Consider the following 26485-nt stretch of genomic DNA (forward strand, 5'->3'; position numbering starts at 1 on the left):
AGATTAGAAACGGGGAAGATCCGGGAACGCCAACTCGCCGCGATGCACATGCATACGGCCAAGCTCGGCGCAGCGGCGCAATTGCGGAAAGACCTTGCCAGGATTAAGCAGATGTTTGGCATCGAAAGCACATTTGACGCGCATTTGCTGGTCGAGATCGATGTCGTTGAACATTTCCGGCATCAGATCCCGCTTTTCAATGCCGACGCCGTGCTCGCCGGTGAGAACCCCGCCAACCTTTACGCAAAGACGCAAAATATCGGCGCCAAAATCTTCTGCGGCTTCCAATTCGCCCGGAATATTCGCATCGTAAAGAATGAGCGGATGCAGATTGCCATCGCCCGCGTGGAACACATTGGCGACGCGCAGCCCGTATTTTTCCGAAAGTTCGCGCATGCCCGACAGAACACGTGGCAGCTCTTTGCGCGGAATAGTGCCATCCATACACAAATAGTCGGGCGAAATGCGCCCCACCGCCGGGAATGCCGCTTTGCGCCCGGCCCAGAAAGCAAGACGCTGTTCTTCCGACTGCGAAAGGATACAGGTGGTGGAGCCATTTTGCAGTGCCAGTGCTTCGACCCGGCCGATCAGGTGATCGACTTCCACCGGAGGGCCGTCGAGTTCGACGATCAACAGCGCTTCGACATCGAGTGGATAGCCGACGCGGACAAAATCCTCTGCCGCTTTGATAGCAGGTCGGTCCATCATCTCCATCCCGCCAGGAATAATGCCTGCGCCGATAATATCGGCCACGCACTGGCCGGCCTGTTCGCTGGATGGAAAACCGACCATGACGGCGCGCGCCGTTTCCGGCTTTTGCAAAATGCGCACCGTGATTTCCGTCACGACGCCGAGCAGGCCTTCCGATCCTGTCATCAGTCCCAAAAGATCGTAGCCTTCACTGTCGAGATGCTTGCCGCCAAGGCGCAGCACCTCGCCGGTGATAAGCACCATTTCAATGCCGAGCACATTATTCGCAGTCAAACCGTATTTGAGACAATGCACACCACCGGCATTTTCGGCGACATTACCGCCAATAGAACAGGCAATCTGCGACGACGGATCGGGCGCATAATAAAAGCCCTCATGTTCCACGGCTTTGGTAATACCGAGATTGGTCACACCGGGTTGCACCACGGCAACGCGGTTCGGATAATCGATTTCGAGAATACGATTGAAACGCGACAAGCCAAGCAAGACCGCATCCTGCAATGGCATGGAACCGCCGGACAGCGATGTGCCAGCGCCACGCGGCACAACACGAATGCCGTTCTCGTAACAATAGCGCAAAACCTGCGAGACTTGATCAACCGTTTCCGGCAGCACGACTACCAGAGGCAGTGAGCGGTGCGCCGTCAGACCATCGCTCTCGAACACCCGCATTGCGTTGACTGTATCGACCACGCCCTCGCCTGGCACGATGCCGCGCAGATCATCCACGATCTGCTCGCGTCGCTGCATGACGGACGCGTCCGGCTCAGGCATGATGAGTCCGCTCATTTTTTCCTCCACCACTATATGATCAAAGTGCACTCAGGATCGTTTCCGTCAAGTGGTAAATCATTTTTACCACTTTAGCCGGAGGTTAAACAGTTTCCACACTGCGGCATAATTGCTTGCCTAGTTTCCCAGCGCTCGGCTAGATGCTTTAAACCCAACGCTTGAGCAAAAGCACGGCAGGGAGTGGGATAACAGAACATGATGAGCAGTCTGGCGGATATGGAAATTTTTGCCCGCGTCGTGGCAACGGGCAGCATGTCAGCAGCCGCACGCGATCTGAGTCTCTCACCAGCAGTCGTATCGAAGCGCCTGGGACGGTTGGAAGAACGTCTCGGAACCCGGCTGCTTCAACGCACAACCCGCCAGATCGCGCTAACTGAGGCGGGTCAAGGCTATCATGAGCGGGTTCTAGCCATTCTCTCCAATATCGAAGAAGCGGAAGCCTTTGTCGCCCGCCGTTCCGCCGATGCGCGCGGTACCCTGAAAATTTCAGCTCCGACCACCTTTGGGCGGATGCACATCGCGCCCTATCTCGTGCCATTCATGCGTGCTAATGCCGATCTTACCGTCAATATGCAACTCATCGACGAGATGGTCGACATTGTCGGCGACGGTTACGATCTTGCTATCCGTATTGCAGAACTTTCCGATTCAACTCTCGTCGCACGCCGTCTTGCACCGGTGCGTCGTATTCTCGTCGCTTCACCCGGATATATCGCGGAACGCGGCACACCACAGACGATTGAGGACCTGCAGGACCATATTTGTCTGGCACCACACAACAACGACCCCTGGCGACTGGAAGGACCGAAGGGTCCAATTGTCATACGCCCGGTGGGTCCACTGCAAACCAATTCCAGCGAAATGGTGCGCGAAGCAGTCCTGGCAGGCCTCGGTATCGCGCAACGCTCGACATGGGATATCGGCCCGGAACTGGCAGCAGGCAAACTGGTGCAAGTGCTTCCCGACTATGCCGCTTCTCGCAACGTTGCAATTCATGCCGTCTATCCATCAAAACAGTTTCTCCCGGCAAAAGTCAGACTGTTCATAGACTATCTGGCTGATCTCTATGGCCCGATTCCATATTGGGAGAGCGGCGCATCTCCACACGAAGCGACAAGAAAATAGACTGGCTTTCGTTCGTCAGTTAATAAGCCACGCACGTTATATTAGCGCGCCAGCATATAAAGTTGACTAAGCTTTTGATTCTAAAAGACTTAGATCTCCCGCAATCCGCTATTCAAGCGAATCGGATGACTCCTCCCTATTGTTCCGATTTCCTAGGAAAAATGATGAACACACCTGTACGCCTTATTCTAGCAATCATCGTTGCCGTTATCGTCGGCTGCGGCTTCATGTTTTATGACAAATCGCGCGGCGCCGAATGGGTTGTATCTCCGCAGCAGATCGAACAGGCCAAAGCCGAAGGCAAGTCGGGCGTCGAAAGCCGCCCCGGCACGGTGACTGTGCTCCCGATCCGCAGCGAGACCGCTGACGCACTCCCGTTCAAATGGGCGATGTACGGCGTTGTTGCTGGGCTTTTCGTGCTCGTTGCAACACGCAGGCGCAAAAAAGCCTGATCATTCATCAGAAATATGTTCAGGAAGCCTGGTTGCATCGTCGACCGGGCTTTCATTTCCAATATATTCCGTTGCCGGGCATCGGGCTAAAGGCTACTTTGCCGCCGTTATGGAGAGGGCTTCAGACGGCATGGCCGAAACGATTTTTTCCCGCATACAGGCAAGCCGCACGGCAGACGACGTCGTGCACCAGATCGAAACGCTTATCCTGGAAGGCGTTCTGCGCGGAGGCGACCGGCTTCCCGGCGAGCGCGAATTGGCGCGCCAGTTCGATATTTCCCGCCCGATATTGCGTGACGCCCTCAAGAGACTTGAGACAGCGGAACTGCTGATCTCCCGTCACGGTGGCGGCACATTCGTTGCAGATGTCATCGGACAGGTATTCAGCGCCCCTGTGGTGAAGCTTTTTGCCGATCACCGCAAGGCGACCGCAGATTATCTCGAATATCGCCGCGAAATCGAAAGCATTGCAGCGGAATATGCCGCCCTTCGGGCCACGCCGGCTGACAAGGCGCTATTGACCGAAATCATGGATGCTATGGAAAAAGCTCACGGCGTCAGTGACTTCGACACCGAGGCGCGCCTCGATGTGGAATTGCACAATGCAGTCGGCGAAGCGGCTCACAACATCGTGCTTCTGCATACATTGCGCTCCTGTTACCAGCTTCTGAAGGATGGCGTATTCTATAATCGTAGCCTCATATACAGCTATCCCGGCGTCGCCGACATGTTCCTGTCGCAACATCGCGCCATTTACGATGCCGTCATGGCCGGTAATCCGCAGGCTGCCCGCGAAGCTGTCCAAAAGCACATTCGTTTCGTGGAACAGGCAACGCATGATCGCGAGCTTCACGAAGAACGCGAACGTGTCTCGCGCCTGCGTTATCGTCAGCGGATTGGTGTGAAGACAGGTAAAGACACAAAGGAAGATGACAGCCAATGAGCGTAGTTTTCAAGGATGCAAAAGGGCCGGACGATATCCGCCTTTATGCCATTGGGGACGTGCATGGCCGTCTCGACTTGCTGCAGGACATGCATGGGCTCATCCGTGCCGACCTTGACCATCGCCCCGTTCACGATTGGCGCATCATTCACCTTGGTGACTATATTGATCGCGGCCCGAACTCAAAGGACGTGCTGGATTTCCTGATTAATGCGTCGCATCGGGATCAGCGCATAATTTCTCTGCTTGGCAATCACGATGACGGCTTTCTTACCTATCTCGCAACTGCCGACGTAGCAGGCGTATTCGCACTACATGGCGGTGTCGACACAGCTCGTTCTTATGGCGCAGACATTGATTTTGCTGATCCGGATTCGGCCCGCCGAGGCCATACCGCGCTTGTCAGCGCCGTCCCGCAAGACCACATCGACTTCATTCATGCCATGCCGCGCTCGGTCACTTTCGGTGACTTCTTTTTCTGTCACGCAGGCATCAACCCTGCAATGCCACTCGATGCACAAGACCCTGAAGAACTGATCTGGATCCGCACAGCTTTCCTCAAATGGATTGAACCTTTCGAAAAGGTCATCGTCCACGGGCATACGCCACAAAGCGCTATCGACGTTCAGCCCAACAGGGTTAATCTCGATACATATGCATGGAAAAGCGGTCAGCTTTCGGCCATCGTGATCGACGGCATGGAAAAGTGCTTTATTGAAACGAAGTAATTTTTAATGGGCGCTGGAAATGCCGTAACCGTCAGTAGACATCGCGTTGTTGCCCGCATCTACGGTGAATATGCCGACCGCCATGAATACAATAGCGGAAACCATCAGAACGGTGAGAAGAGCGGCATGCTTGGCGGTCATATTCGGAAACTCTTTCGACGGTGGCCGGATAAAGTTCGTTAGGCGAGCTGCCACACGGGAGCATGGCGAACTGCCTTGCTCATTCGGTCGCTGCCCGGGGAGACGGCGTTCAGTTACACCCGAAAAAAGTTACCCGCAACTGAACGGTTCCAATCCGATCACCGGTTTTTTCTGGAAAAGTTGAATTGGCTGTACGCTGTGGCAAAGCAGCAACGTGACACTTCGACTTAAGGTTAAGAAGGAATTACAAAACCTCTAGACTTGGCTTATCCATGCTTTGGCAATTGCTGCACCTGCAGCATCCGCCTGCGTTCCGAATTTCTTTGCAAGTTCAGGAAACTGCACTGCCCAATCCGGTGCAAATCCCGAGATCAGTTCGCTTAGCTGACCGTTCCACTCGGCGACGAGCTGCGTGTCTGCCTCGAAATGGAACTGCGTGCCGTAGACTGCACGCCCGATGCGATAAGCCTGATGAGGGGTCATATCGCTCAACGCCATATGCAAAGCGTTCTTCGGAAGCGAAAATGTATCTCGGTGCCAGTGAAAGATTGGAAAGGAGTCGCCTGCAGTAGACAGAACCGGATCGCTTCTACCTTCCTCGGTAAGTCGAACTTCATGCCAACCGAATTCCATCGGGCGGTTCAGAATATTTTCGCCACCGTAAGCGCGCGCTATGAGCTGGCTACCCAGACAAATGCCGAGAACAGCTTTATCTCTGCCGCCAAACCTGCGTATGAGTTCGAGTAAATGCGGGAAATAGGGAAAATCGGCATCGGCAAGCGCATTCTGCTCTCCGCCAAGAACGATCAGGGCTTGATATCCATCATCGTCAACGGGCAGTATATCACCGTGGTAGGGATGACGCAGATCAATTGCGAAGCCCGCCTTGACCACAATGGGCTCAATCTGCCCCAGTCCAGACCCCTCATAATTCTGAACGACCAGCACGCTCATAAAACAATCCCCGACCGCTTTCAATCTTTGCTAACATGGAAAAGGCCCGGGCGACAGCCGGGCCTTTACATCAATTCACCACTGATACGCTGACTGTTCGGCCTGCAACCAGATGAACACCGTCAGGCACCTCTTCAAGCTTCACACGAACGGGCACGCGTTGCGCAAGACGGACCCAGTTAAAGGTCGGCGAAACATTTGCAAGCAAGCTGGAAGAATCGCTGCGCTCGCGGTCCTCGATCCCACCGGCGATACCTTCGACCTTTCCCTTGAGCTGTACTTTGCTGCCCATAAGATCAACCACCACCCGATCACCAATCTGGATACGTTCCAGCTTATTTTCTTCGAAATAGCCGGAGACGTAGAACGAGTCCGTATCAACGAGAGCAGTCACAGCCGAACCGGCGGAAACATAATCACCCGGTTGAAGCGAGAAGTTGGTAATGACACCATTGACGGGCGCCTTTACCGACGATCGATCCAGATTGAGTGCAGCAAGATCACGATCCAGTTGCGCCTGGCGATAGGAAGCTTCCGCCTGTTGGGCTGTCGTTTCGATCTGCTCCAGTTTCTGGCGCGTTACCGTGGTGTCGTTGAGCTGGCGATAGCGGACCAGATCCCTGTTGGCCATATCGAGCGCGGCTTTGCTGCTATCAACCTTTGCGTCCGCTGTTTGCAGGGCGAGTTTGTAGCGGGCCTGATCAATACGGAAGATTACTTCGCCCTCATGAACAGTCTCATTATCATGGACAAGCACTTCGCCAACAAGGCCGGAGACGTCAGGCGCAACACGCACGACATCCGCGCGAATCTTGCCATCACGCGTCCAGGGCGCATTCATATAGTAGTCCCATAAATGCCAACCAAGAAGCCCCGCCATTGTGACCATGACGACGGTTACAAAGACACGGCCTGAATGTGCGAAGAGCTTTTTCATAGCGGTATTCCATTTAGAATGACGGCAGCAACGCCGAGAATGCAAAAATACATCGCAGCATCGAACAAAGGTCGATGCCATACGAAACGATAGAAGCGTATGCGTGCCAGAAGGCGCTGCATTATCGTGTTTGCGAAATAAGCGCCAAGCGCCAGCACGCCGAGGGTCGGAATGTAGATTCCGTAGATGTCGAGTTCAGGTTGCATCACAAATCACATTGTTCTTTTAGGCTGCTTGCGGAAGTTCCATCGGCGGACGCGGCGGCAAGGCAAAAGGCACAGCCTTCGGAAAAAGATTGAAGCGAAGGGCGACCAGCGCCATTCTTGTGCGTTTGGCTATTGCTGGTGATCCGCTTTCGATGATCGTGGTGATCGCTGCATCGATAGAGGCGAGCAAGTTTTTGTCGATCTCACCCGTTTCATGCGGCTTGTTCGCCAAGGCACGGTAATGTGCACCAACGCCATCCAGCACTTGGTCAACAGCAGACCGACAGTCTTCGGGCAACTTGGAACGATATTGCTGAAGATCGATCGTGTTCATCCCGTTCCGCAAATCGCGCAACAGATCGACTTTCGCAATATCAGCCGCTGGAACCAGTGCCAGGCGTGGCGCCATCATGCCGATACGATCTATCATGCGGAGCAAGAGGCGGTTCATGCGCTGGCGGCGATGACGTCCCGGGCGGCGTTCGGCAGCAAGCGCGATATCGTTCCAACCTGCCTTGATTAGGCGACGCACGCTCCATTCCGCACCGACCGATCGAACAATCGAGGTTACAACGGCGGCGATCACGATGCCCAGAATCGTGGCCAGATTGGCATTGGCAAAACTGACAAAATCATGCGTCAGATGTCCCTGCAACATCAGCATGTTCGGCAGATTCACGCAGAGCACCATCCCCAGCAGAAATTGCGAAGGAATAGCGAGCAGCAGCCCCGCTGGAATGAGGAAAAGCCCCAGCACCAGAACCAGCGGGAAGAAGCCATCGACAAGCGGCAGCAACGCGAACTCGAAAATGAAAGCGGCGACAATCACGATCAAAAGCAGCCAGTTGAACTTGCGCATGACAGGCACAGGGTCATCCATAGTTGCGAAGATGCAGCAGAAGATGCCGGCCATCATGGCGGCAGCGCTTCCTTGCACCCAGCCGGTTGCAATCCAGAATGCGGTTGCCACACAGGTCGCCAGAAAGGCAGAGAACCCCGACAAAAACGCCATGCCATAGTCGCGGTGCATTGGACGGCTTTTCAGATGCGCATCATAACGACGCCACCGTAGCGAATGCCGGGAGCCGGACACGATATCCTGACGCAGCGTGATGCAATCACTCCAAATCTGAACCAGGTCGCGAACGCGTGCGGCCACATTGAAAGGCAACAATTCGCCCCAGCTTGTCGCATCCCTTCCATGCTGATCGATCTCTTCGATCAACTGCAACAGAACGGCACGGCGTTCCTCCGTCAGGTTTTCGCCACTCTCGATCCAGTCACAGGCCTCCTCCAACAGCTTTTGCACGGCCGGATGCCAGGACCTTTCGTTTTCATCGGGCTTCAGTGCCAGCACGTCGTGCAGGCTTGATATGATCGGGAGAACAGCCACCATGCGCTGTTGCAATACCTGAAGCAGCGTTCCTACATTCCTGATAGACGAGGTGTCATAGGCAACGTGCGTGGTCAGATTGCGCAACTCAAGAGCATCGGCGGCAAGACGCTGGCGATCCCGCAAAAACTCCGGTGTGGCGCCCTCGCCTCGCATACTCGCCAGCGCAAGTTTTGAACCGTCGCGCAACCAGTAATCAATACGACTAACGAGTACCGGACCGCTGTGGCGCGGAAAAACAAGACGATTAACAATGGCGGCGCAGATGATGCCTATCGCGATTTCTTCAACACGACCCACGGCATAGTCGAATGTCGTTTCAGGCACAGAAACAACCGCAAAACTCGCGATTGCTACCGTATAGCCAGCAAGCATGAAGAGATAACTGCGCGGCGTACCATCAAGGAGGCTGATGGCAAGGCAGAGGCCCATCCAAAGACCAATCGCCAGCGTCAGAATTTCGGGTGAATTAACCAGATGCGGTACAAACAGAATGGTCACTGCCCCGCCAATGATCGTGCCGATCAGACGATAGAACCCTTTTGACGTCGTCGCACCTGACAATGGATGCGCAACGATATAGACAGCCGCGATTGACCAGTAAGGATTGGGCAGGTTGGCCATCAGGCCGATCCACAGGGCGAGCATGGCCGCGGCGAAAGTCTTTAGTGAAAAGACTACGTCCCAGAACTTCGGGGTTGTTTCGGCTGGTTTCGTCATGGCTTGTAGAGACACCGGTTGAATGCATTGCATCTTTCCGGCCAGAAGGCCGATCAGAAAGATTATGTTTGAAATTTCTCATTCAGCTTGCGCAACACTTCCATGGCGACATCGACCGCATCGGAATCAAAATCACCGAGGAAAAGAGCGCGAAGACGGGCAGCAGACTTTTCCACCTTGGCGGCAAGGACGCGGCCGTCCTCTGTCAGTTGAATGAGCTTGACGCGGCGATCAGCATCGTCGGCAACACGCTGGATCAGGCCATCCTTTTCCAGCTCATCGACAACCCGGACAATCGTTGCTCCCTCGATACCGACCCGTTCGGCCAGCACACCTTGAGGAATACGATCTCCATGCCGTAGCAGGGTCATCAGCGGTATGGCTTTCGCGTCGGAAAGGCCATGTTCCGCCATCGCAGTATCGAAAGCTTTCCGCCATCCTCTGGCAGTGCTCGCAAGAAGCGGTGCGAATTCGACCCAGGCTTGTTTCATCACATCAATTCCATTCAAATAGATAGCTTCATACCTATATGGATACAATCTAATTAAATGCAACTGACATGATATTCCCCATCAATTGTTTGTGTAGGAATGCTAATTAATTGTCTTACGATAGGTTGCCAAAGCGCTTGACCGCCGCCCCTGAGCTCTGCCATCGATGCTGACATGCGCGCAAACTATAAAATGCAGAGACTATACATCGAAGACGACCTCCAAACCGGGGGACGGATAGAGGTTGCCTCGCAGGCAGCACATTATCTCACCCATGTGCTGCGATTGAAGGACGGTGACGAAATTCTCGCCTTCAACGGACGTGACGGCGAATGGAAATCGCGACTGAAGCCGGAGGGGAAAAAGCGGCTTCTCCTCGAGCCTTTAGAACAGACGCGTCTGCAACCGTTGCCGAGCGATCTCGTCTACTGCTTCGCCCCACTAAAACAGGGACGACTGGACTATATGGTTCAGAAAGCAGTCGAGATGGGCGCTGGCATTCTGCAGCCAGTCATCACGCAGCACACTCAGGTACCAAAGCTCGGAGCTGACCGTATCAAAGCTAATGCGATAGAAGCTGCGGAACAGTGCGGCGTTCTTTCGATACCTGAATGTCGCGAGGCCATCCGCTTCGATCGCTTTATCGAGCAATGGGACCGACCACGGCACCTGATCTTCTGCGACGAGGGACACGAGTCGGATGATCCGCTAACCATCTTGCAGGCATTGAAGCCCGGCCCTGCCGCATTATTGATCGGTCCGGAAGGTGGGTTTTCAGAGGACGAACGCCAGACGCTCCGCAAGCTCTCGTTTGTGACTGCCATTCCACTCGGACCGCGAATCCTGCGTGCCGATACGGCTGCGGTCGCTGCGATGGCTCTGGTACAATCTGTCCTGGGAGACTGGCAGAACGCGGGATGACATTCTCGAAATTTGATGTTCAATGGAATTGACTTGCGTGATTTGACAAATTTGTCCAATCACGCTGAAAAGCGAAAAATGACTAGGGATAGGCTGCATGGCGCGCGATACGACTGATGAAACGGCACTGACGGGCGTTGAACAACTGGCAGATTATCTGGCTGAAGGGTGCAAGCCCAAGGATGCCTGGCGCATCGGCACAGAGCATGAGAAATTTCCATTCTACACGGCGGACAACAGTCCAGTTCCCTACGATGGACCGCGCGGTATCAAAGCCATTCTGGAAGGTATGCAGGCGACACTTGGCTGGGAGCCTATTATCGATGAAGGCAATATCATCGGCCTGGTGGAACCCACCGGACAGGGAGCAATTTCGCTGGAGCCCGGCGGCCAGTTCGAGCTTTCCGGAGCGCCACTTTCCACGATCCATCAGACATGTCGTGAAGTAAATGCGCATCTATCTCAGGTCCGAGAAATAGCCGAACCTCTGGGCATTCGTTTTCTGGGTGTTGGTGGCAGTCCGAAATGGACCCTGGCTGAGACACCCGTCATGCCGAAATCACGCTACAAGATCATGACCAACTACATGCCGAAAGTCGGGCACGAAGGTCTGGACATGATGTATCGCACTTCGACCATTCAGGTTAATCTCGACTTCAGCTCGGAACGAGACATGCGTCGCAAGATGCAGGTTTCGATGAAACTGCAATCAGTAGCCACTGCACTTTTCGCCAGTTCCCCGTTCACTGAAGGTAAGCCAAATCATCTTCTGTCGTGGCGTTCGAGTATCTGGCGCGATACTGACAACCAGCGTTCAGGCGTTCTGCCTTTCGTTTTCTCGGAAAACTTCGGTTTTGCCGACTATGTCGAATGGGCGCTCGATGTGCCGATGTATTTCATCCTGCGCAACGGCCATTACCACGATTGCACACATGTCACTTTCCGCCAGTTCATGAATGGCGCATTAAAAGGCGAAGTGAGCGACCCGGTTCCCAATATGGGCGACTGGACCAATCATCTTTCTACCCTTTTCCCCGAAGTACGTTTGAAGCGCTTTCTCGAGATGCGTGGTGCCGATGGCGGCCCATGGCGTCGCATTTGTGCCCTCCCCGCCTATTGGGTTGGGTTGCTTTATGACGAAGAGGCTCTGACCGCCGCCGAGCTTCTGACCAAGGACTGGACTTATGAAGAGGTTCTCGCGCTTCGCAATGAAGTTCCGGCCAAGGCTTTGAACACGACCTTCCGTGGCAAGCTGCTGGAACAGGTCGCTCGCGAGACTTTGAAAATCTCCCGCCTCGGCCTTTTGAACCGTAATAAGCTTAACAGCGAAGGCCACGACGAAACGCACTTCCTTGCACCGCTTGAGGAAATTGTTGCGGCTGGCGTCACAGACGCTGAGCGTATGCTGAAGGCATATAACAGCGTCTGGGCAGGATCGGTCGATCCAATCTTTCTGGAATATGCTTATTGAGCATTGAGCTGCAAAACACATCCAAAAAAGGGCGCGTTATTTGCGCCCTTTTTGTTTTGGTCAGCTCGTAACCTGCTGGCCTTTACTCGGATCGGGGATCACGACAATCGTACTGCCATCCCGCACGTTGTTGTAAAGATCGATCACATCCTGATTGAGCATGCGGATGCATCCTGATGACACGGACTTTCCAATGCTCCAGGCTTCCGGCGATCCATGAATGCGGTAAAGCGTATCGCGCCCATCCTTGTGAATGTACATCGCGCGCGCACCGAGTGGATTCTTGATCCCGGGAGGCATTCCGCCATTGGCGATGCTGTAAGGTTCCAGTGAGGGTTGACGGGCGACCATCTCGTCCGGCGGCGTCCAGCGCGGCCATTGGCGCTTATAAGCAATCTTCGCGCGTCCGGCCCATGCAAAACCATCACGTCCGACGCCAATACCGTAGCGCATGGCCCGGCCATTGCCGAGAATATGATAGAGATATTTGTTCGGCGTATCGACGACAACAGTGCCTTTGACTTCGCTCGTCGGATAGTCGACTTCCTGTCGCCAGAACTTTGGGGCAACCTTGCTCGTATCGACAGCGGGGATAGGAAACTGCTCTTCCGGCATGGCCTGGTACATAAGCGGCACGGGCCGCGAAGGCGTAGGTTCGGGCAATTTCTTGGCTGGTTGGGGCGGTTGTGCCGTCGAAACGCAGCCCGACAACGCAACAGCGCTGACACCTATAAGAAAGCCCCTACGGCTGAAAGAAGCCTTCGCAAAGCCGTGTGTAAGGTCGTCTTGGGATTTTTCTCGCGACATCCTGAATCTCTAACAATGACAGATGCGCCAGAAAAAGAAGGCCAAGCTTAAGCCAGCCTTAAGGCCACCTCATCCCAACAGGACAAGACGAAAACGGCAGCTAAGTGTTGCTAAAATAACGATCCCTGATTTCCAGAGCCCGGCGACGTAGATGTTTTCGTTTGTGCGCGCCGTGCAGGATCGCTCGCGTCTTCGTCACCCACAATGACGGCAATATCACCATCACGAAACCGGATGGACAATGCATCACCGACCAATACGGATGCAGCCTGTTTCACTGGTTTTCCATCTGCGTCGAAAACAACCGCAAAACCGCGATCGAGCACACTTTCATACGAAAGCGTGCGCATCAGACGTTCAAGCTCCTGCCCGCGACGTTTGGCTCGCTCTATTAGAATCTGCACGGCTTGGTCGCGACGGCGATCGAGCTGTTCTATAGCGATAGTCGTAAGTTTCGTTCGCCGCAAAATAGGCTCAGCCGAAAGGCGATCTGCTCGATGCGCGAAAACTGTACGGCGTTCACGCAGGAATGCTTCCAGCGCCCGAGGCAACCTTTGTCCAAGAACGGACACCCCGCGCCCCAGCTCCAGAAACCGACGCTGCAAGAGACGTGGCGACAATTGTCGAGCATGGCCTTCGAAGTGAACCCGCTTCTTCTGCGTGTTGACGAAGAGAGCCCGCGTAAGGCGCGAAGCTGCTTCATCGAAACGGCGACGCGGTAAAGCCAGCAACTGGTCGGCGGACGGAAGAGCACGTGATGCCGAACGGTGCGCTTGTCGTTTCAGGTCGATAAATCGGGACATGGCTGACGAAAGCCTTGCGGATTGTCCGGCCAGCGCAGCCTGCAAATCCGCCTTTACCGGCACCGCCATTTCGGCGGCACCTGTCGGCGTCGGTGCGCGAACATCCGCAGCAAGGTCAATTAATGTCCAGTCGGTTTCGTGGCCAACCGCCGAGATAACCGGTATATGCGACGCAGCAACTGCACGCACGACGATTTCATCATTGAAGCCCCAGAGGTCTTCCAGACTGCCGCCGCCACGCGCCACAATCAAAACATCCGGCCTCGGAATAGGACCACTACCAGGTAAGGCGTTGAAGCCATCCACGGCGGCAGCCACTTCCGGGCCGCTCGTCTCGCCCTGTACACGCACAGGCCAGACAATGACATGCAGCGGATAACGGTCTGCAATCCGGTGAATGATATCGCGAATGACGGCCCCGGTCGGAGAGGTCACTACCCCGATCACGCGGGGCATAAAGGGCAAGAGTTGCTTTACGGCAGGATCGAACAAGCCTTCCGAAGCCAGTCGTCGCTTACGGTCCTCCAGAAGCGCCATAAGGGCACCGGCTCCCGCTGGCTCCATTTGTTCGATGACAATCTGGTATTTCGAAGAACCGGGATAGGTGGTGAGTTTACCGGTAGCAATGACCTCCATCCCCTCCTCAGGGCGAAAGCGCAGGCGGCTCATTGAACCGCGCCAGATCACCGCTTCCAGCCGCGAGCGGTCGTCTTTCAAAGCAAAATAAGCATGTCCTGACGAATGTGGGCCCCGATAGCCGGAAATTTCGCCACGCACACGCACGTGTCCGAACGTATCCTCGACCGTGCGCTTCAACGCACCGGAAATCTCGGAAACGCTATACTCAGCGACATTGGACGATGCGCCGGTAAAACTCGAATCGGAACCCATGCTCATCCCATCATAGGCAACCAGGTGACATGGCTGGTCAAGAAGCCATGTGGCGATTTAGAGCGCATCCCGAAAAGTGTGAAACGGTTTTCGGACCAGATGCGCGTAAGAACATCGATCTGGTTCCACCAGATCGAAACACATTCCACAGTCTCATCACCAGCCTGGCAGCAATTCGTTGGCTCGCACCCTCCTCGTACGAACCGCCGGAAACGGCGAAATTTCTGCCGAAGCCATCGCGCCGGGCTGCGGTGACGATATATTGTCTAGACTTTCGATAATGTGCTGCGCAAGTGCATCTACAACGGCGTTCTGTTTTGTATGGCCACGCATGATGCCGATGCCGAATTCCGGCAGCATTCCAAATCCATCAGCGTCACCAAGGACCCGCATACCGGGACGAAGTGCACATTCCGGAAGAACAGAGATCGCAAGCCCTGAAAGCACTGCTGCCGCCAGAACTGTCGCTGACCAGCTTGTGATGATGATACGATAATCGCGTCTGGCTGCTTCCAACACATCGATAGCTGCATGCCGCCAGATACAAGTTGGGCGTCCGACAGCAAGTGGCAACACGGCCTCTTCGTGCACTGCATGGTTGGCAGAAGTGACCCAAAGCAAGGGTTCTGTACGAACCACCTCAGAACGGCGCTTGTCGTCGCACTGGGTGACGAGGGCAATGTCCAGCGTTCCTCGGCGGATCATTTCATCCAGATTTACGGTCGGTTCGCAGACAACCGATAATTCGACCCGCGGATTTGAACGCGCAAACCGCGCCATGATTTCCGGTAGAAACCGATCGGCATAATCGTCCGGTGTGCCGATACGCACGTGACCTTCCAGTTGCGTGTCATCGAAGGCCGCGACGGTCTCACCATTGAGCTGCATCATGCGGCGCGCATACAGCAGAAGACGTTCTCCGTCTTCAGTAAGACGATTGGTTCGTCCGTCGCGTTCGAACAATGGTTTACCGATTCGCTCTTCCAGACGGCGCATCTGCATCGAAACAGCCGACTGCGTCTTGAAAACTGCGTCCGCTGCCCGCGTAAAACTGCCCATATCCGCTATGGCTATGAAAGTCTGCAATTGATCGAGATCCAGAGGCGCACTCATTGGCGTCATCCATCATTATAATTGAAGAATTACATTAAAAACATTCGTTGGAACAATCAATCCGATTGTTGGATAAAACCTCCATCGTAAAGGAAAAGGAGCCGCGAAAGCGAATGACCCTGACGATAAGGATCCCATAGCCCCGCTAGATCAAAGGAGAGCGGACATGACAGCGACAAGCAAGATAACGACAACGCGTTTACCGGCAACGAGCGGATTGACCTCCACGTTCGCGCAGATGGTGAAGGCCACATTTACGTCGATCATGCGTCGCTGGACGTTTTCCAATGGTCGGCGGCAACTACTGAACCTGAGCGATTTTGACGATCACATGCTGCGTGACATTGGGCTCCGCCGAGAGGATATTTACACAGCGGTTCATTATCGCGGCATGGAGGACCCGACCCAGGTTCTCAGTGAACTCGCAGATGCCCGCCTTCGGATCAAAGCGACGCGCCAAATCTGCTGAAGGGGAGCGTTTTGCAGTTCAGCAAGGCGATAGCTCTTTTTGAACTCACAAACTGATCATCTGGCAGGCGCCACCTTCACATGCCGGGTCCCCTCCCGGCCAGCCTGCCCCTTGCCCGGCCGCTCCTCCGCTGGCCGGGCTTTTTTTTATACGCCGGCTTCCCGGGAGCACGCCTCTGCGTATCAATTTGCAACGATTCAACCGAAGGACATCTGCAATCACTGGATAACTGAAATCGCTTAAATTTTTTTCTAAGAAAAGTATTGCGTTCGCTGTTTGAGTTCGCTAGATGGAGGCCGTCGACAAACGAAGCCTCATGCTTCTGTCGCAATCGCGCTTCAGCCGGATATGACTGATACGCGAGCCCTGCTGGGGAATAGTTTAATGGTAGAACGACGGACTCTGACTCCGTTAGTCTTGGTTCGAATCCAGGTTCCCCAGCCAAATTTTCTTTTTCAGTAAAAAATTAGACGAAAACGACAAGTTAGGTCTTACCTCAGCTTTTCCGAGTTGTATTCAACCAAACACAGCTTCCGGGCATTCGGCTCTTTTAGAGACTTGCGCGTCCTGCGCACTAAAGATGACTGTGTGCCATTGGCATTGCATCAAATCATTTCGAACCCTAGACACGTACCGGATTGAAACATTACAAAAAATTCAGGTTCCACTCTTGAACTCGGAAACTGCATACACATTTGAAGAAGTGCAGCGCCGGGCCCCTCTGGTCATGGTTTCCGCTATGGCGATGTCGGGGCTGCTCCACTTGTTCAAATGGAGATGGTCCGGCGATGGATTCGCTTATTGTAGCCCTTTCGGGCGATTTTCTCGGCACACCTGTATATTTCTGGGCAGCATTTATCGTTGTTGTCGTTGGCCTGCTTGTTTTCGACCTCGGCATTCTGCATCGTGACGAACACGAGATCGAAGCCAAGGAAAGCCTTCTGCTCTATGGTTTCTATGTCCTGATCGCGCTGGCGTTCGGTGGCTGGGTTTGGTGGCAGCGCGGCCCCCAAGCCGGCCTCGAATTTTACACCGGCTATTTGATTGAGCAGAGCCTTGCGATGGACAACATGTTTGTTATCGCGACGATTTTCGGCTTCCTTGCCATCCCCCGTCTTTACCAGCATCGCGTTCTGTTTTGGGGGATTCTGGGCGTTATCGCCTTTCGAGCGGTCCTGATCGGACTTGGTGCTGCGCTCGTGCACGAGTTTAACTGGATTCTCTTTCTCTTCGGCGCTTTCCTTGTCTTCACCGGCTTCAAAATGTTCGGGCATCAAGACGAGACGCCCGATATAGAACAGAACGCCGTATTCAAGTTTCTGCGTCGGCGATTTAATATCACCCACGAACTGCATGGTCGGCATTTCACTGTTAAGCAACCGCATCCGAAGACCGGCAAGATGGTCACCTGGCTAACACCACTGGCAGTCGCTCTCATCATGGTGGAAACTGTCGATCTGATCTTTGCCGTCGACTCTGTTCCCGCCGTCTTCGCCGTCACTCAGGACACGTTCATTGTCTACACCTCGAATATTTTTGCGGTGTTGGGTTTGCGCGCGCTTTATTTCGCACTTGCTGCGGCAATGAACCGGTTCCGCTATCTGCAGGTGTCTCTCGCAATCATTCTTGTGCTGATCGGCATCAAGATTTTCCTTGTGCCACTGGGTGTTCACATCAACACGCTGCTGTCGCTTGTCGTGACACTTAGCATTCTCGCAAGCGGTGTATTTTATTCGCTCTATAAAACACGCAATGAACCGGACATGAGTGTCGAGGAAATCGCCAATCGGCAGCATATTGAGAACTGATAGAACATTTTTCCAACACGGAGAGGCCGGCCCTATGTGCTGGCCTTTTTCGTCTGTTGCATCACTCGATGCGTACGCCGATGCTCAAAGGTGCACCTTATTCAGCTACGCACCGGCTCCGGATCAATCACATGAGCCATTGAGAGGGAAAGCATATCCTTTTGGTGAAGCTGCGTCCCACCTTGCTGATGTTATACTAGGCTTCAAAAATCAATTTATCCGAGAGCACGTCGCGGAAGGCGAAGTTGAATTCCTTATTGCTTGGCGCACTGGTATTCATCATCTTGATAGCGGCAACCATGCTGGGCATGTTTTGCCGAACACGACTGCCTGAGCATCATCTCAGCTCCGAATCCAAGGATGTCATTCGCCTGGCCACTGCGGTTGTCGGAACGCTTTCCGCTCTCGCGCTCGGACTTCTTATCGCCTCAGCAAAAACCGATTATGACGATGCACAGGCTGAGATGAAAACATCGGCGGCACGCATCGTTCTTCTGGATCGAGTTATGGCGCGCTATGGGCCCGAAACCGAGCAGCCGCGTGCTGTGCTCAAAAAAATCATCCAAAAACGTCTTGATCGGTCATGGAATGCTGAAAGGGCAGACCAACTCTCTGATGGAGCTCTACCGGAGTTTAAAGATATCGAGGATATTCAGGCCAGTCTACGCGCCTTGAAACCGGCGGATGCAGCGCAAAGCTCTCTGCAAGCGCGAGCACTTGAAGTCAGCAACATGATTGCCGAAGGTCACTGGCAATTGGTAGAAACCACCGATGAGGGTTTGCCGCTCCCATTTCTCATCGTGCTGATTTCATGGCTGGCACTCTTATTCGCTACTTTCGGGTTGCAGGCTCCAGTAAACGGCACGGCTATATTGATAATAATGGTGTGTTCATTGTCTGTTGCGGGTGCAATTTTCGTGATTTCGGACATGGCGAGCCCATATGCCGGGCTGATACATATTTCGGAAGCCCCACTACGGACTGCACTAAGTCGCCTCGGCGCACCGTAACGCTGCTTTATAGCGCCACAAAGTGCTGAGGTGACACCTCGCGATATTCACGTAAAGGCACGATGAAGTCCGCTGGACGGATTGGGCTCTTGAGTTCCCCCGCTTCACTTGAAAGCTTGGCCCGTCGCCGATCGGGATCTGGAACAGGAACAGCCGCCATAAGCTTGCGGGTATAATCGTGTTGCGGATTCTCAAACACAGCCGACCTCGGCCCGATTTCCACGATCTCACCCAGATACATGACGGCGACACGGTGGCTTACGCGCTCAACAACGGCCATATCGTGCGAGATAAACAGGAATGCAAGGTCAAGGCTCTGCTGAAGATCAAGCATGAGATTGATGACCTGTGCCTTGATCGAAACATCAAGCGCCGATACGCTTTCATCCGCAACGATGACTTTCGGCTTCAGGGCAAGCGCCCGCGCTATACAAACGCGCTGCCTCTGCCCGCCAGAGAATTCATGCGGATAGCGCTTGGCCATATCCGGTGTCAGGCCGACCTTTTCCAACGTGTCGGCAACAACATCTTTCGCATCCCGCACGCTCCCCAGCCGGTGTTCAATGTAAGGCTCAGCAATGGCGGCTCCCACCGTCATACGCGGGTTCAGCGAGGCATAAGGATCCTGGAAAATCATCTGAACCGACCGTCGCATCTCGCGCATAGCTTGGTTGTCGAGAGCCAGTATATTTCGGCCTTCGACAAGAACTTCACCTGAATCCGGTTCGGTCAGTCGCATGATGGCGCGCCCGGTCGTCGACTTCCCGCAACCGCTCTCGCCGACCAGCGACAGGGTTTCCCCCTTGCGGAGATCAAAGGATACATTCTCCACGGCATGAACACGCCCACTCAAACGCGCCATGAAGCCCGAGTAAATCTCGAAACGCTTGGTAAGCCCTTTGACTTCCAGCACCGGTCCATCGGCCTTGTCAACCGTATCCGCCACCTCGACCGGCTTCTCCGAAAGACCCGTCACATTGTCTACGACCGGAAATCGCAACGGACGTTGATAGCCCTGCATGGAACCGAGCACCGGAACTGCCGAAAGCAGCGCACGGGTATAGGGATGCTTACTCTGCCGAAAAATATCGGGCGTCTGTCCTGTCTCAACCTGCTTGCCACGAAACATCACAACCGTACGGTCCGATATTTCAGCCACCACGCCCATGTCGTGCGTGATGAAAAGGACTGATGTGCCCTCTTCTTCCTGCAATGTCTTGATCAGATCGAGGATTTGTCCCTGAATGGTCACATCCAGGGCTGTCGTCGGTTCGTCGGCGATCAACAGTTTGGGTTTGGACGCCAATGCCATTGCAATTATCACACGCTGACGCATGCCACCTGAAAAGCGATGCGGATATTCATCGAAACGTGACGATGCCGACGGGATACGAACTTTTTCCAGCAAGCGGATCGTTTCAGCGCGCGCATCAACTTTCGACATTTGCGAATGGCAGAGCAACGCTTCCGAAATCTGGTCTCCGATCGTGAAGAGCGGATTGAGGCTGGTCATCGGCTCCTGAAAGATCATGGCGATTTCATTGCCACGTATCCGGCGCATTTCCTCTTCCCGGAGCGTCAGAAGCTCCCGATCACCCAGCCTGATACTGCCCTTGATACGGCTCGTATCGTTCTGCAACAGCCGCATGATCGAAAGCGAAGTAACGCTTTTACCGGAGCCGGATTCCCCGACGATTGCTACAGTTTCCCCAGGACGGACATCGAAGGAAACATCATCGACAACCGGCTTCCAGGCGCCGTCAACCAGAAAGGACGTTGTCAATCCTTGAACGGATAGTACAGGGTCACCGCTTCTCACCGTCGCAATCTTTTCTGACGTCATAATGTTCCTCCGCTTTACTCAGGCTCCGCCAATCAATCCGGCCAGCGCAGCAAACCATCGAAACGATGTCTGCTTCTATCTTCGAAAGGGGTAGCGATGAGCTCGTTCGATGCCCGGGCCTTGTCAAGTTCCTCGACTAGACGCTGTGCAACGATAGTTTCCTGACCGGGATGAAGATTGCAGGGATCGAGATAGAAATAATTGTGCTCCACCTCATGGTCCCTCGTGATGATAGGCGGATTTCCGCGTGCTAGAGCCGTTACCAGATCCCAGGCCGTGATATGGGCATCAGCAGCCGTCACGATAACTCGCAGGCGGTCGAGGGGATTGCTTGTCGGGTCCGGCTCGATCAGAGCCGTAATGCCCGGGCGACCGTCCAGCGTCTTCTTCCACAGTTCAAGATAGCCGGTCTCTCGCGCGCGAATTCCAGCATGGTCGCGCTTTTCCCATGCTTCCAGCGCCGCCATAACGCCGTAAATACTCTCCTTGCCTACTTTCATGCCTCGCCCGATGCCGAGATTTTGCAAGAAAGCATTGCGGACAAGTTCCTTCTTGCCCGCGACGATGCCGGATGTCGGGCCACCCAGAAACTTATGACCCGAATAGATCACGATGTCGGCACCCTTTTCCAGAAACAACTTCAGATCATATTCAGATGCGGCATCCACGATCACCGGAACGCCCTTCGTATGCGCGATCTCGATAAATTCGCTGAGATGCAGAAGGCCGTAGTCGACGACGTGATGCGATATGACGTAAACTGCCGCAGCCGTCTTTTCGGTAATCGCATTTTCCATATGGTACCGATGGGTTGACGTTGCCTGTCCGATCAGGACAACCCTGCCACCGGCAAGTCGAATTGCCTGATCGACCGGAGCGCCGTAGCTAACCACATGACCCGTCTGCACAAGAATTTCGTTCTTTTCCGGCGTGACATCCGGCAATTTCTCAATCGCAAGAAGGTTGTTACCTGTCATCACACCGGCAACTGCAAGCGTAATGCCCGAGGAGCAGGAAGCCGTGACGAAACCAGCCTCGCCACCCGTCAAGCGTGCGATCACATCACTCGCCTTGCGCTGCAGATCATTGATCTCGACGAATTGCGGCAGGATCGCCGCCATCGCCTCTACCGCCTCTGGAACGACGATAGATGCACCGAGTGATGTCATCGTACCGGAAACATTGATGACCGGTCGAAGCCCGATCTTGCGGCGGATATCATCGGTCATTTCAATTCTCCCATTTCTTTCGCTGTCTCAGGTATCGACATTTATGCCATAATAATGTAATAGCTTCTCGAATTTCACATGGAGCACTTGAGTGAGCGTATCGTCAACCGCTATCCCTGCCGAAACGTCCCCTGCGGACGACACAGAAACGAAGTCGACGCGTCGATCGCGCGTGAGCGGCATCGACCGTGCGCTGCAGGTGATTGACTATCTTTACGAAACCGGCGCTCCAGCCGGTCCTTATGCGATTGCGAAAGCCATCAAGGCGCCTTTGTCGACCGTTTATGTGACCATCGATGATCTGGTTGAAAAGAACATGCTCGCCCGAAACGCGGACGGCGCAATCTGGCTTGGTGCCCGGCTCTATCATTACGGTCTTGCCTATGCACGCTCGCTCGATTTCATGAGCGTCGCCACGCATGAGATGCACGATCTCTGCCGTGAAGCGAACGAAGCTGTGCAATTGTGCGGTCGGGATGGCGATCACATGCTTGTTCTGGCCATGGCGGACGGGCCGAGCCCATTTCAGGTTGCCTCGCGCGTTGGCACCAGAGTGCCGCTGAACTGGACGGCATCCGGCCGGCTTCTGGTCGGTCATTTGGCAGCTAGTGAACGGGTCGAGCTTTTCAGGCGCTGCGCCCGAACGTCTCCGACCGGCCGAGCCGAAATCGACGCTACAAGCCTTTCGGAAGCTGCCGCGAAAGCGTTCGACGAGCGGCTCTCGATCCAGATTGCGGAATCCGACTATGCCGTTGCCTGTATTGCTTCGCCAATCTGCGACCGTGATGGGCAATGCGTTGCGACGATCTCCATCGTGCTCCCCGAACAGAAAGTGCTTTCCGACGAGGGTCGCTACACCAATCAGGTGCGTACCTCGGCAGCGAAGATCGAAAAGCTGATGGGTTGGCGCAATCATTGACATTATCCTAGTCGTTCAAAGCGACGATCGCTTCGATTTCGACCGTGATATTGCCCGGCAACGAACCGAAGCCAACGGCTGAACGTGCATGCTGTCCGGCGTCACCAAAGACTTCGATGAACAGATCGGAGCAGCCATTGATAACGTTGGGATGCAGTTCGAAATCCGGCACTGCGTTGACCATGCCCAGAAGCTTCACAACACGCTTCACGCGGGAAAGGTCGCCCAGCGCCTCATGCATGACAGCCAGCAGATTGATACCAGTCAGACGGGCATCCTGATATGCTTGATCGACGCCAATATCGCTGCCGACCTTACCCGAGCGCAAATGGCCGCTCTCTTCTCGAGGTCCCTGGCCCGAAAGATAGAGAATATTGCCCTCGCGAACATGCGTAACAAAATTTGCGATCGGCGGCGGAGGCGGTGGCAAGGTTATGCCGAGCGATGCCAGCCGGTCGTAGGGAGAATGCTGTATTTCGGTCGTTTGGGGAGAATGAGTCACGAATTTTCCTCATCATTTCGTCACGGGACGTTCCCGTAAGTTCAATGTTGTGCCGATAGTTTCAGCGCCACGAATAGCCATGGCTATGGCGAACGAGTTTGCGCGCACGTGGAATATACCGGCTGGCCGTAATGGCCTCGGCACCGATGACTGCGTAGCGGGGTTCAAAAAGCCGGCTCAGGCGAGACACATCACCGTTGGAATCCGTCGCTTCCAAGTCGGCGTCAACCAGATCAAAGATCGTGAAATCGGCACGTTGGCCAACGGAAAGCCGGTTTTCCATCGAAAGTTTGATCACCGACGCCGGATTATGCGTGACGGCTTCGATGACATTTTCAAACGGCATGTTGACCGACAGCAGCTTGGACATGGTCGTCGCCAGATCCCAGACAGGGAAATTCATCGAATGGCCATGCAGGTCCGTCGATATCGAAAATGGAAGGAGGCCCCGTTCAATTGCTGCTTCAGCGACCTTGAATGAGAAAGACGCCCCACCATGGCCGATGTCCAGCCGGATACCCTCACCCGCACAGCGTTCCGCGAGGTTGAAGAGATCCTCGTCTTCCATGATGCTGGAACCGGACTTGCCGTTGAAGCAATGTGTGACGACATCGCCGGGGCCGAGGATTTCAAGAACTTCGTCATAAAGCGCAGGCGGCTCGCCCACATGCACCATCATCGGCACTTTGAGTATCTTGGCAATCTTCTTGCCAAGCTTGACCGGTGTGACACCCCAAGACCCGGTGATAACATGGCTGGCGCGGACCTTGATCCCGACAATATGCTGACTGTTGGCGGCGTAGCATTCGAGAATGCGATCAAGATCAATGTCCTTGATATCGCGCAGTTCGGGAACTCGGTTGCAGGCGACGAGACCTATCGAACCCAGATTGAGGAAAGCCTTGATCCGTTCCTTTGCCGGCTCAATGATATATTCCCGGAAGCCATGGAAATTAGCCTCTCCCGCCGAACCGGCATCGACCAGCGTCGTCACCCCACGTTCAGCGCCGCACTCCGAGGGACGTATCGAGATGTCCGTACCGCCATGCCAGATATGAACATGCAGATCGACCCAACCTGGCGAAATCCACGCGCCTTTGCCATCGATGCGCTCGGCATCAGCCGGTGTGTTCAACGACTTGCCGATCGCGCTGATATTGCCGTCTTTGCCCACCAGAATATCGGTTGTCGCATCGGAGTGTTCCGCACCGAAAGCTACCGGTTTGACATTGGTGATGAGGAGCGTTTTCGCCTGTTCACCGGAAATCATATTACAAATCCCTTCGCAGTCTTGGGTCGAGCATGTCGCGTAGTCCGTCCCCCACCATCTGGAGCGAGAGGACAGAAAGAATGATGGCGAAGCCGGGGAAATAGGTCATCCAGTCGGCCTGACCGATATATTGGCGTCCTGCGGCAATCATCGTTCCCCAGGTCGGAATTTCAGGGCTGACGCCAAGACCGAGGAACGAGAGGCCCGCTTCGGCGAGCATTGCGCTCGCAAACAGGAAAGTGCACTGCACGATAATGGGCGAGATCAGGTTCCTTAGCACGTGCCGCGTCATGATGTGGAATGTCGAAATTCCAAGCGATTGAGCGGCTTCAACATAGGGCAATTCACGGATCACCAATGTCGAGGCACGCACGATACGCGCCAGCCTTGGTGAATAAACCACCGACAGCGCGACGATGACCGTCGCCAGCGAGGGGCCGAGCGCAGCAACCAATGCAATGGCCAAAAGAATATCAGGGAAAGCCATCATCGCATCGATCAGGCGGGCAATCGGCGTGTCCAGACGCTGAAAGAAACCAGCGAGCAATCCGAGCGTAACCCCTATGATCGTTGACAGGACAACAACCGCCGCTCCAACCATCAGTGACAACCGTCCGGCATAGATCGTGCGCGAAAAGACATCGCGTCCGAACTCATCCGTACCGAACCAGAACATCTCGCTCGGTGGCTTAAGACGATTGACGATGGAAAGCTTCGACGGTGAATAAGGCGCAATCCAGGGCGCGAGCAGCGCGAGGATAACGAAGACAATCAGAACGATAATGCCTGCCGCCACGGTCTTACGCTTGAACAATCGACGCATGAACAACGCGCGTTCCGAAGGTGCTTTTTGTGTGGTCGTAACAAGATCGGCCATCAGTAACGAACTCTCGGATCCACGAACAGATAAAGCATGTCGATGATGAAATTGATCAGGACATAGAGTCCTGCAATGACGAGCAGAGCCCCCTGAATTACCGGATAGTCCCGTCGCAGGACGGCAGACACGACAAGATTTCCGACCCCCGGCACACCAAACACAGTTTCCGTCACCACTGCGCCAGAGATCAGGACGGCTGCGGTCAGGCCGATGACTGTCAGGATCGGGATCAAAGCGTTTTTCAAAGCATGTTTCATAATCACGCGCCGCTCGATCAACCCTTTTGCGCGCGCTGTGCGAATATAATCATCGCCAAGGACGTCGAGCATCGAGGCACGCGTGAAACGCAGGATCAGGGCAGAGGAAACCAGTCCCAGTGCGAAAGCTGGCAGGATCAGATGGTACATTCGGTCCATAAAGCTCGAACCAGGCCCGCCATAGCCGGATACCGGAAATAGGTTCAACCGGACTGCAAAAAACTGCATGAGGATGAGCCCGAGCCAGAAGCTCGGTATGCTTGCTGCGAGCATGGCAACCGTTGTCGCCGCCTGATCGACAAAGGAACCGCGCCGGTAAGCGGCGTAGATCCCGACCGGCAAAGCAATGATGCAGGCGATCAGAAGAGAAAGAACAGTCAGAAAGAATGTCGGTTCGGCTCGATCGAGCAACGCTGCGCCAACCGGCATGTTGAGAAAAATCGACTGACCGAGATCACCCTTCAAGAGCTGACCGATATAGTAGAAGTACTGAATGACCAGCGATTGATCAAGTCCGAGCCGGGCGCGCAGATCAGCAATGTCCTGCGCCGATGCATCCGGTCCAAGCATGACGGCCGCAGGATCGCCGGGTGTCACCCGAACGATCACGAATACAATCGTGACGACCAGAAACATGACGACAGCCATGCCGACAAACCGCTGAAGGATGTAGCGCACCATGCGATCATATTCTCCAGA

At 54.5% G+C, this 26485-nt stretch carries 26 protein-coding genes and 1 tRNA gene; 11 read left to right on the top strand and 16 right to left on the bottom strand.

Annotated features, from left to right (window positions below; all coding sequences use genetic code 11):
• Window positions 1-3: 3 nt before the first annotated feature.
• Complete coding sequence (locus tag ACYSN1_RS12625) at window positions 4-1500, bottom strand: FAD-linked oxidase C-terminal domain-containing protein (RefSeq protein ID WP_461725998.1); 1497 nt, start codon at window positions 1498-1500, stop codon at window positions 4-6.
• 198 nt (window positions 1501-1698) lie between these two features.
• Here ACYSN1_RS12625 and ACYSN1_RS12630 point away from each other — a divergent pair, with 198 nt between their 5' ends.
• The 4 genes from ACYSN1_RS12630 to ACYSN1_RS12645 all read left to right on the top strand — a co-directional run bounded on the left by ACYSN1_RS12630 (window position 1699) and on the right by ACYSN1_RS12645 (window position 4751).
• Complete coding sequence (locus ACYSN1_RS12630) at window positions 1699-2628, top strand: LysR family transcriptional regulator (protein WP_461725999.1); 930 nt, start codon at window positions 1699-1701, stop codon at window positions 2626-2628.
• Between the two features lie 164 nt (window positions 2629-2792).
• Window positions 2793-3080: a hypothetical protein gene (locus ACYSN1_RS12635; protein WP_140021001.1), complete on the top strand. Its 288-nt coding sequence runs from the start codon at window positions 2793-2795 to the stop codon at window positions 3078-3080.
• A gap of 130 nt (window positions 3081-3210) precedes the next feature.
• On the top strand, window positions 3211-4023 hold the full coding sequence (locus tag ACYSN1_RS12640; protein ID WP_461726000.1) for an FCD domain-containing protein: 813 nt from the start codon (window positions 3211-3213) through the stop codon (window positions 4021-4023).
• Entirely contained in the window at window positions 4020-4751 is a 732-nt protein-coding gene (locus ACYSN1_RS12645; RefSeq protein ID WP_461726001.1) for a metallophosphoesterase, read from the top strand. The genes ACYSN1_RS12640 and ACYSN1_RS12645 overlap by 4 nt, the downstream gene beginning before the upstream one ends.
• Window positions 4752-4754: 3 nt before the next feature.
• Here the strand turns inward: ACYSN1_RS12645 and ACYSN1_RS12650 are convergent, their stop codons facing one another.
• The 6 genes from ACYSN1_RS12650 to ACYSN1_RS12675 form a co-directional block, all read right to left on the bottom strand.
• Window positions 4755-4892, bottom strand: coding sequence for a hypothetical protein (locus ACYSN1_RS12650; protein WP_010660970.1), 138 nt, complete (start codon window positions 4890-4892; stop codon window positions 4755-4757).
• 255 nt (window positions 4893-5147) lie between these two features.
• A complete protein-coding gene (locus tag ACYSN1_RS12655) occupies window positions 5148-5846 on the bottom strand; it encodes a type 1 glutamine amidotransferase (protein WP_461726002.1) in 699 nt (232 codons plus the stop codon).
• A 70-nt stretch (window positions 5847-5916) separates the two neighbouring features.
• Window positions 5917-6783: an efflux RND transporter periplasmic adaptor subunit gene (locus ACYSN1_RS12660; RefSeq protein ID WP_461726003.1), complete on the bottom strand. Its 867-nt coding sequence runs from the start codon at window positions 6781-6783 to the stop codon at window positions 5917-5919.
• Entirely contained in the window at window positions 6780-6989 is a 210-nt protein-coding gene (locus tag ACYSN1_RS12665) for a DUF1656 domain-containing protein (RefSeq protein ID WP_105544794.1), read from the bottom strand. The genes ACYSN1_RS12660 and ACYSN1_RS12665 overlap by 4 nt, the downstream gene beginning before the upstream one ends.
• A 19-nt stretch (window positions 6990-7008) precedes the next feature.
• Window positions 7009-9102, bottom strand: coding sequence for an FUSC family protein (locus tag ACYSN1_RS12670; RefSeq protein ID WP_461726004.1), 2094 nt, complete (start codon window positions 9100-9102; stop codon window positions 7009-7011).
• Between the two features lie 62 nt (window positions 9103-9164).
• Complete coding sequence (locus ACYSN1_RS12675) at window positions 9165-9593, bottom strand: MarR family winged helix-turn-helix transcriptional regulator (protein WP_461726005.1); 429 nt, start codon at window positions 9591-9593, stop codon at window positions 9165-9167.
• Window positions 9594-9767: 174 nt separating this feature from the next.
• Here ACYSN1_RS12675 and ACYSN1_RS12680 point away from each other — a divergent pair, with 174 nt between their 5' ends.
• Together ACYSN1_RS12680 and ACYSN1_RS12685 are read left to right on the top strand one after the other, a co-directional pair.
• A complete protein-coding gene (locus tag ACYSN1_RS12680) occupies window positions 9768-10514 on the top strand; it encodes a 16S rRNA (uracil(1498)-N(3))-methyltransferase (RefSeq protein WP_461726006.1) in 747 nt (248 codons plus the stop codon).
• Window positions 10515-10611: 97 nt separating this feature from the next.
• Window positions 10612-11985, top strand: coding sequence for a glutamate--cysteine ligase (locus ACYSN1_RS12685; RefSeq protein ID WP_461726007.1), 1374 nt, complete (start codon window positions 10612-10614; stop codon window positions 11983-11985).
• 60 nt (window positions 11986-12045) lie between these two features.
• Here ACYSN1_RS12685 and ACYSN1_RS12690 read toward each other — a convergent pair whose 3' ends face one another.
• The 3 genes from ACYSN1_RS12690 to ACYSN1_RS12700 all read right to left on the bottom strand — a co-directional run bounded on the left by ACYSN1_RS12690 (window position 12046) and on the right by ACYSN1_RS12700 (window position 15599).
• Window positions 12046-12792 carry a L,D-transpeptidase gene (locus tag ACYSN1_RS12690; protein ID WP_461726008.1) on the bottom strand — a complete coding sequence of 249 codons (747 nt, stop codon included), beginning with the start codon at window positions 12790-12792 and terminating at the stop codon, window positions 12046-12048.
• Window positions 12793-12902: 110 nt separating this feature from the next.
• The gene (gene xseA / locus ACYSN1_RS12695) at window positions 12903-14486 is read right to left on the bottom strand and encodes an exodeoxyribonuclease VII large subunit (RefSeq protein WP_461726009.1); all 1584 of its coding nucleotides are present in this window, start codon (window positions 14484-14486) and stop codon (window positions 12903-12905) included.
• 156 nt (window positions 14487-14642) lie between these two features.
• Window positions 14643-15599, bottom strand: a complete 957-nt coding sequence (locus ACYSN1_RS12700) for a LysR substrate-binding domain-containing protein (RefSeq protein ID WP_461726010.1) — start codon at window positions 15597-15599, stop codon at window positions 14643-14645.
• A 166-nt stretch (window positions 15600-15765) separates the two neighbouring features.
• On the opposite strand from ACYSN1_RS12700, the gene ACYSN1_RS12705 reads away from it, so the two are divergent.
• The 4 genes from ACYSN1_RS12705 to ACYSN1_RS12720 all read left to right on the top strand — a co-directional run bounded on the left by ACYSN1_RS12705 (window position 15766) and on the right by ACYSN1_RS12720 (window position 18886).
• Window positions 15766-16068, top strand: a complete 303-nt coding sequence (locus ACYSN1_RS12705) for a DUF1127 domain-containing protein (protein ID WP_461726011.1) — start codon at window positions 15766-15768, stop codon at window positions 16066-16068.
• A gap of 370 nt (window positions 16069-16438) precedes the next feature.
• Window positions 16439-16512, top strand: a tRNA-Gln gene (locus ACYSN1_RS12710).
• 344 nt (window positions 16513-16856) lie between these two features.
• The gene (locus ACYSN1_RS12715) at window positions 16857-17876 is read left to right on the top strand and encodes a TerC family protein (protein WP_461726012.1); all 1020 of its coding nucleotides are present in this window, start codon (window positions 16857-16859) and stop codon (window positions 17874-17876) included.
• A 245-nt stretch (window positions 17877-18121) separates the two neighbouring features.
• Complete coding sequence (locus ACYSN1_RS12720; RefSeq protein ID WP_461726013.1) at window positions 18122-18886, top strand: bestrophin-like domain; 765 nt, start codon at window positions 18122-18124, stop codon at window positions 18884-18886.
• 7 nt (window positions 18887-18893) lie between these two features.
• Here ACYSN1_RS12720 and ACYSN1_RS12725 read toward each other — a convergent pair whose 3' ends face one another.
• Together ACYSN1_RS12725 and ACYSN1_RS12730 are read right to left on the bottom strand one after the other, a co-directional pair.
• Window positions 18894-20729 (bottom strand): ABC transporter ATP-binding protein, encoded by a 1836-nt coding sequence (locus ACYSN1_RS12725; protein ID WP_461726014.1) that lies wholly within the window; start codon window positions 20727-20729, stop codon window positions 18894-18896.
• Between the two features lie 32 nt (window positions 20730-20761).
• On the bottom strand, window positions 20762-21958 hold the full coding sequence (locus tag ACYSN1_RS12730; RefSeq protein ID WP_461726015.1) for an aminotransferase class V-fold PLP-dependent enzyme: 1197 nt from the start codon (window positions 21956-21958) through the stop codon (window positions 20762-20764).
• 91 nt (window positions 21959-22049) lie between these two features.
• Between ACYSN1_RS12730 and ACYSN1_RS12735 the strand changes: the two genes are divergently transcribed.
• Window positions 22050-22877 carry an IclR family transcriptional regulator gene (locus tag ACYSN1_RS12735; protein ID WP_461726016.1) on the top strand — a complete coding sequence of 276 codons (828 nt, stop codon included), beginning with the start codon at window positions 22050-22052 and terminating at the stop codon, window positions 22875-22877.
• A 7-nt stretch (window positions 22878-22884) separates the two neighbouring features.
• On the opposite strand, the gene ACYSN1_RS12740 is transcribed toward ACYSN1_RS12735, so the two are convergent.
• The 4 genes from ACYSN1_RS12740 to ACYSN1_RS12755 form a co-directional block, all read right to left on the bottom strand.
• Entirely contained in the window at window positions 22885-23379 is a 495-nt protein-coding gene (locus ACYSN1_RS12740; RefSeq protein ID WP_461726017.1) for a RidA family protein, read from the bottom strand.
• A 61-nt stretch (window positions 23380-23440) separates the two neighbouring features.
• Window positions 23441-24649, bottom strand: a complete 1209-nt coding sequence (locus ACYSN1_RS12745; protein ID WP_461726018.1) for an amidohydrolase/deacetylase family metallohydrolase — start codon at window positions 24647-24649, stop codon at window positions 23441-23443.
• A gap of 1 nt (window position 24650) precedes the next feature.
• Window positions 24651-25526, bottom strand: a complete 876-nt coding sequence (locus ACYSN1_RS12750) for an ABC transporter permease (protein ID WP_461726019.1) — start codon at window positions 25524-25526, stop codon at window positions 24651-24653.
• Window positions 25526-26467: an ABC transporter permease gene (locus ACYSN1_RS12755; RefSeq protein WP_174977420.1), complete on the bottom strand. Its 942-nt coding sequence runs from the start codon at window positions 26465-26467 to the stop codon at window positions 25526-25528. Before ACYSN1_RS12755 ends, ACYSN1_RS12750 begins: the two co-directional genes overlap by 1 nt.
• Window positions 26468-26485: the final 18 nt, after the last annotated feature.

This window comes from Brucella sp. LJL56 (assembly GCF_054871705.1).

Excerpts from the sequence above, each read along its gene's own strand:
- ACYSN1_RS12625 (WP_461725998.1), bottom strand. The coding sequence starts at position 1,500 with ATGAGCGGACTCATCATGCCTGAGCCGGACGCGTCCGTCATGCAGCGA.
- ACYSN1_RS12630 (WP_461725999.1), top strand. The coding sequence starts at position 1,699 with ATGATGAGCAGTCTGGCGGATATGGAAATTTTTGCCCGCGTCGTGGCA.
- ACYSN1_RS12635 (WP_140021001.1), top strand. The coding sequence starts at position 2,793 with ATGAACACACCTGTACGCCTTATTCTAGCAATCATCGTTGCCGTTATC.
- ACYSN1_RS12640 (WP_461726000.1), top strand. The coding sequence starts at position 3,211 with ATGGCCGAAACGATTTTTTCCCGCATACAGGCAAGCCGCACGGCAGAC.
- ACYSN1_RS12645 (WP_461726001.1), top strand. The coding sequence starts at position 4,020 with ATGAGCGTAGTTTTCAAGGATGCAAAAGGGCCGGACGATATCCGCCTT.
- ACYSN1_RS12650 (WP_010660970.1), bottom strand. The coding sequence starts at position 4,892 with ATGACCGCCAAGCATGCCGCTCTTCTCACCGTTCTGATGGTTTCCGCT.
- ACYSN1_RS12655 (WP_461726002.1), bottom strand. The coding sequence starts at position 5,846 with ATGAGCGTGCTGGTCGTTCAGAATTATGAGGGGTCTGGACTGGGGCAG.
- ACYSN1_RS12660 (WP_461726003.1), bottom strand. The coding sequence starts at position 6,783 with ATGAAAAAGCTCTTCGCACATTCAGGCCGTGTCTTTGTAACCGTCGTC.
- ACYSN1_RS12665 (WP_105544794.1), bottom strand. The coding sequence starts at position 6,989 with ATGCAACCTGAACTCGACATCTACGGAATCTACATTCCGACCCTCGGC.
- ACYSN1_RS12670 (WP_461726004.1), bottom strand. The coding sequence starts at position 9,102 with ATGACGAAACCAGCCGAAACAACCCCGAAGTTCTGGGACGTAGTCTTT.
- ACYSN1_RS12675 (WP_461726005.1), bottom strand. The coding sequence starts at position 9,593 with ATGAAACAAGCCTGGGTCGAATTCGCACCGCTTCTTGCGAGCACTGCC.
- ACYSN1_RS12680 (WP_461726006.1), top strand. The coding sequence starts at position 9,768 with ATGCGCGCAAACTATAAAATGCAGAGACTATACATCGAAGACGACCTC.
- ACYSN1_RS12685 (WP_461726007.1), top strand. The coding sequence starts at position 10,612 with ATGGCGCGCGATACGACTGATGAAACGGCACTGACGGGCGTTGAACAA.
- ACYSN1_RS12690 (WP_461726008.1), bottom strand. The coding sequence starts at position 12,792 with ATGTCGCGAGAAAAATCCCAAGACGACCTTACACACGGCTTTGCGAAG.
- xseA (WP_461726009.1), bottom strand. The coding sequence starts at position 14,486 with ATGGGTTCCGATTCGAGTTTTACCGGCGCATCGTCCAATGTCGCTGAG.
- ACYSN1_RS12700 (WP_461726010.1), bottom strand. The coding sequence starts at position 15,599 with ATGAGTGCGCCTCTGGATCTCGATCAATTGCAGACTTTCATAGCCATA.
- ACYSN1_RS12705 (WP_461726011.1), top strand. The coding sequence starts at position 15,766 with ATGACAGCGACAAGCAAGATAACGACAACGCGTTTACCGGCAACGAGC.
- ACYSN1_RS12715 (WP_461726012.1), top strand. The coding sequence starts at position 16,857 with ATGGATTCGCTTATTGTAGCCCTTTCGGGCGATTTTCTCGGCACACCT.
- ACYSN1_RS12725 (WP_461726014.1), bottom strand. The coding sequence starts at position 20,729 with ATGACGTCAGAAAAGATTGCGACGGTGAGAAGCGGTGACCCTGTACTA.
- ACYSN1_RS12730 (WP_461726015.1), bottom strand. The coding sequence starts at position 21,958 with ATGACCGATGATATCCGCCGCAAGATCGGGCTTCGACCGGTCATCAAT.
- ACYSN1_RS12745 (WP_461726018.1), bottom strand. The coding sequence starts at position 24,649 with ATGATTTCCGGTGAACAGGCGAAAACGCTCCTCATCACCAATGTCAAA.
- ACYSN1_RS12750 (WP_461726019.1), bottom strand. The coding sequence starts at position 25,526 with ATGGCCGATCTTGTTACGACCACACAAAAAGCACCTTCGGAACGCGCG.
- ACYSN1_RS12755 (WP_174977420.1), bottom strand. The coding sequence starts at position 26,467 with ATGGTGCGCTACATCCTTCAGCGGTTTGTCGGCATGGCTGTCGTCATG.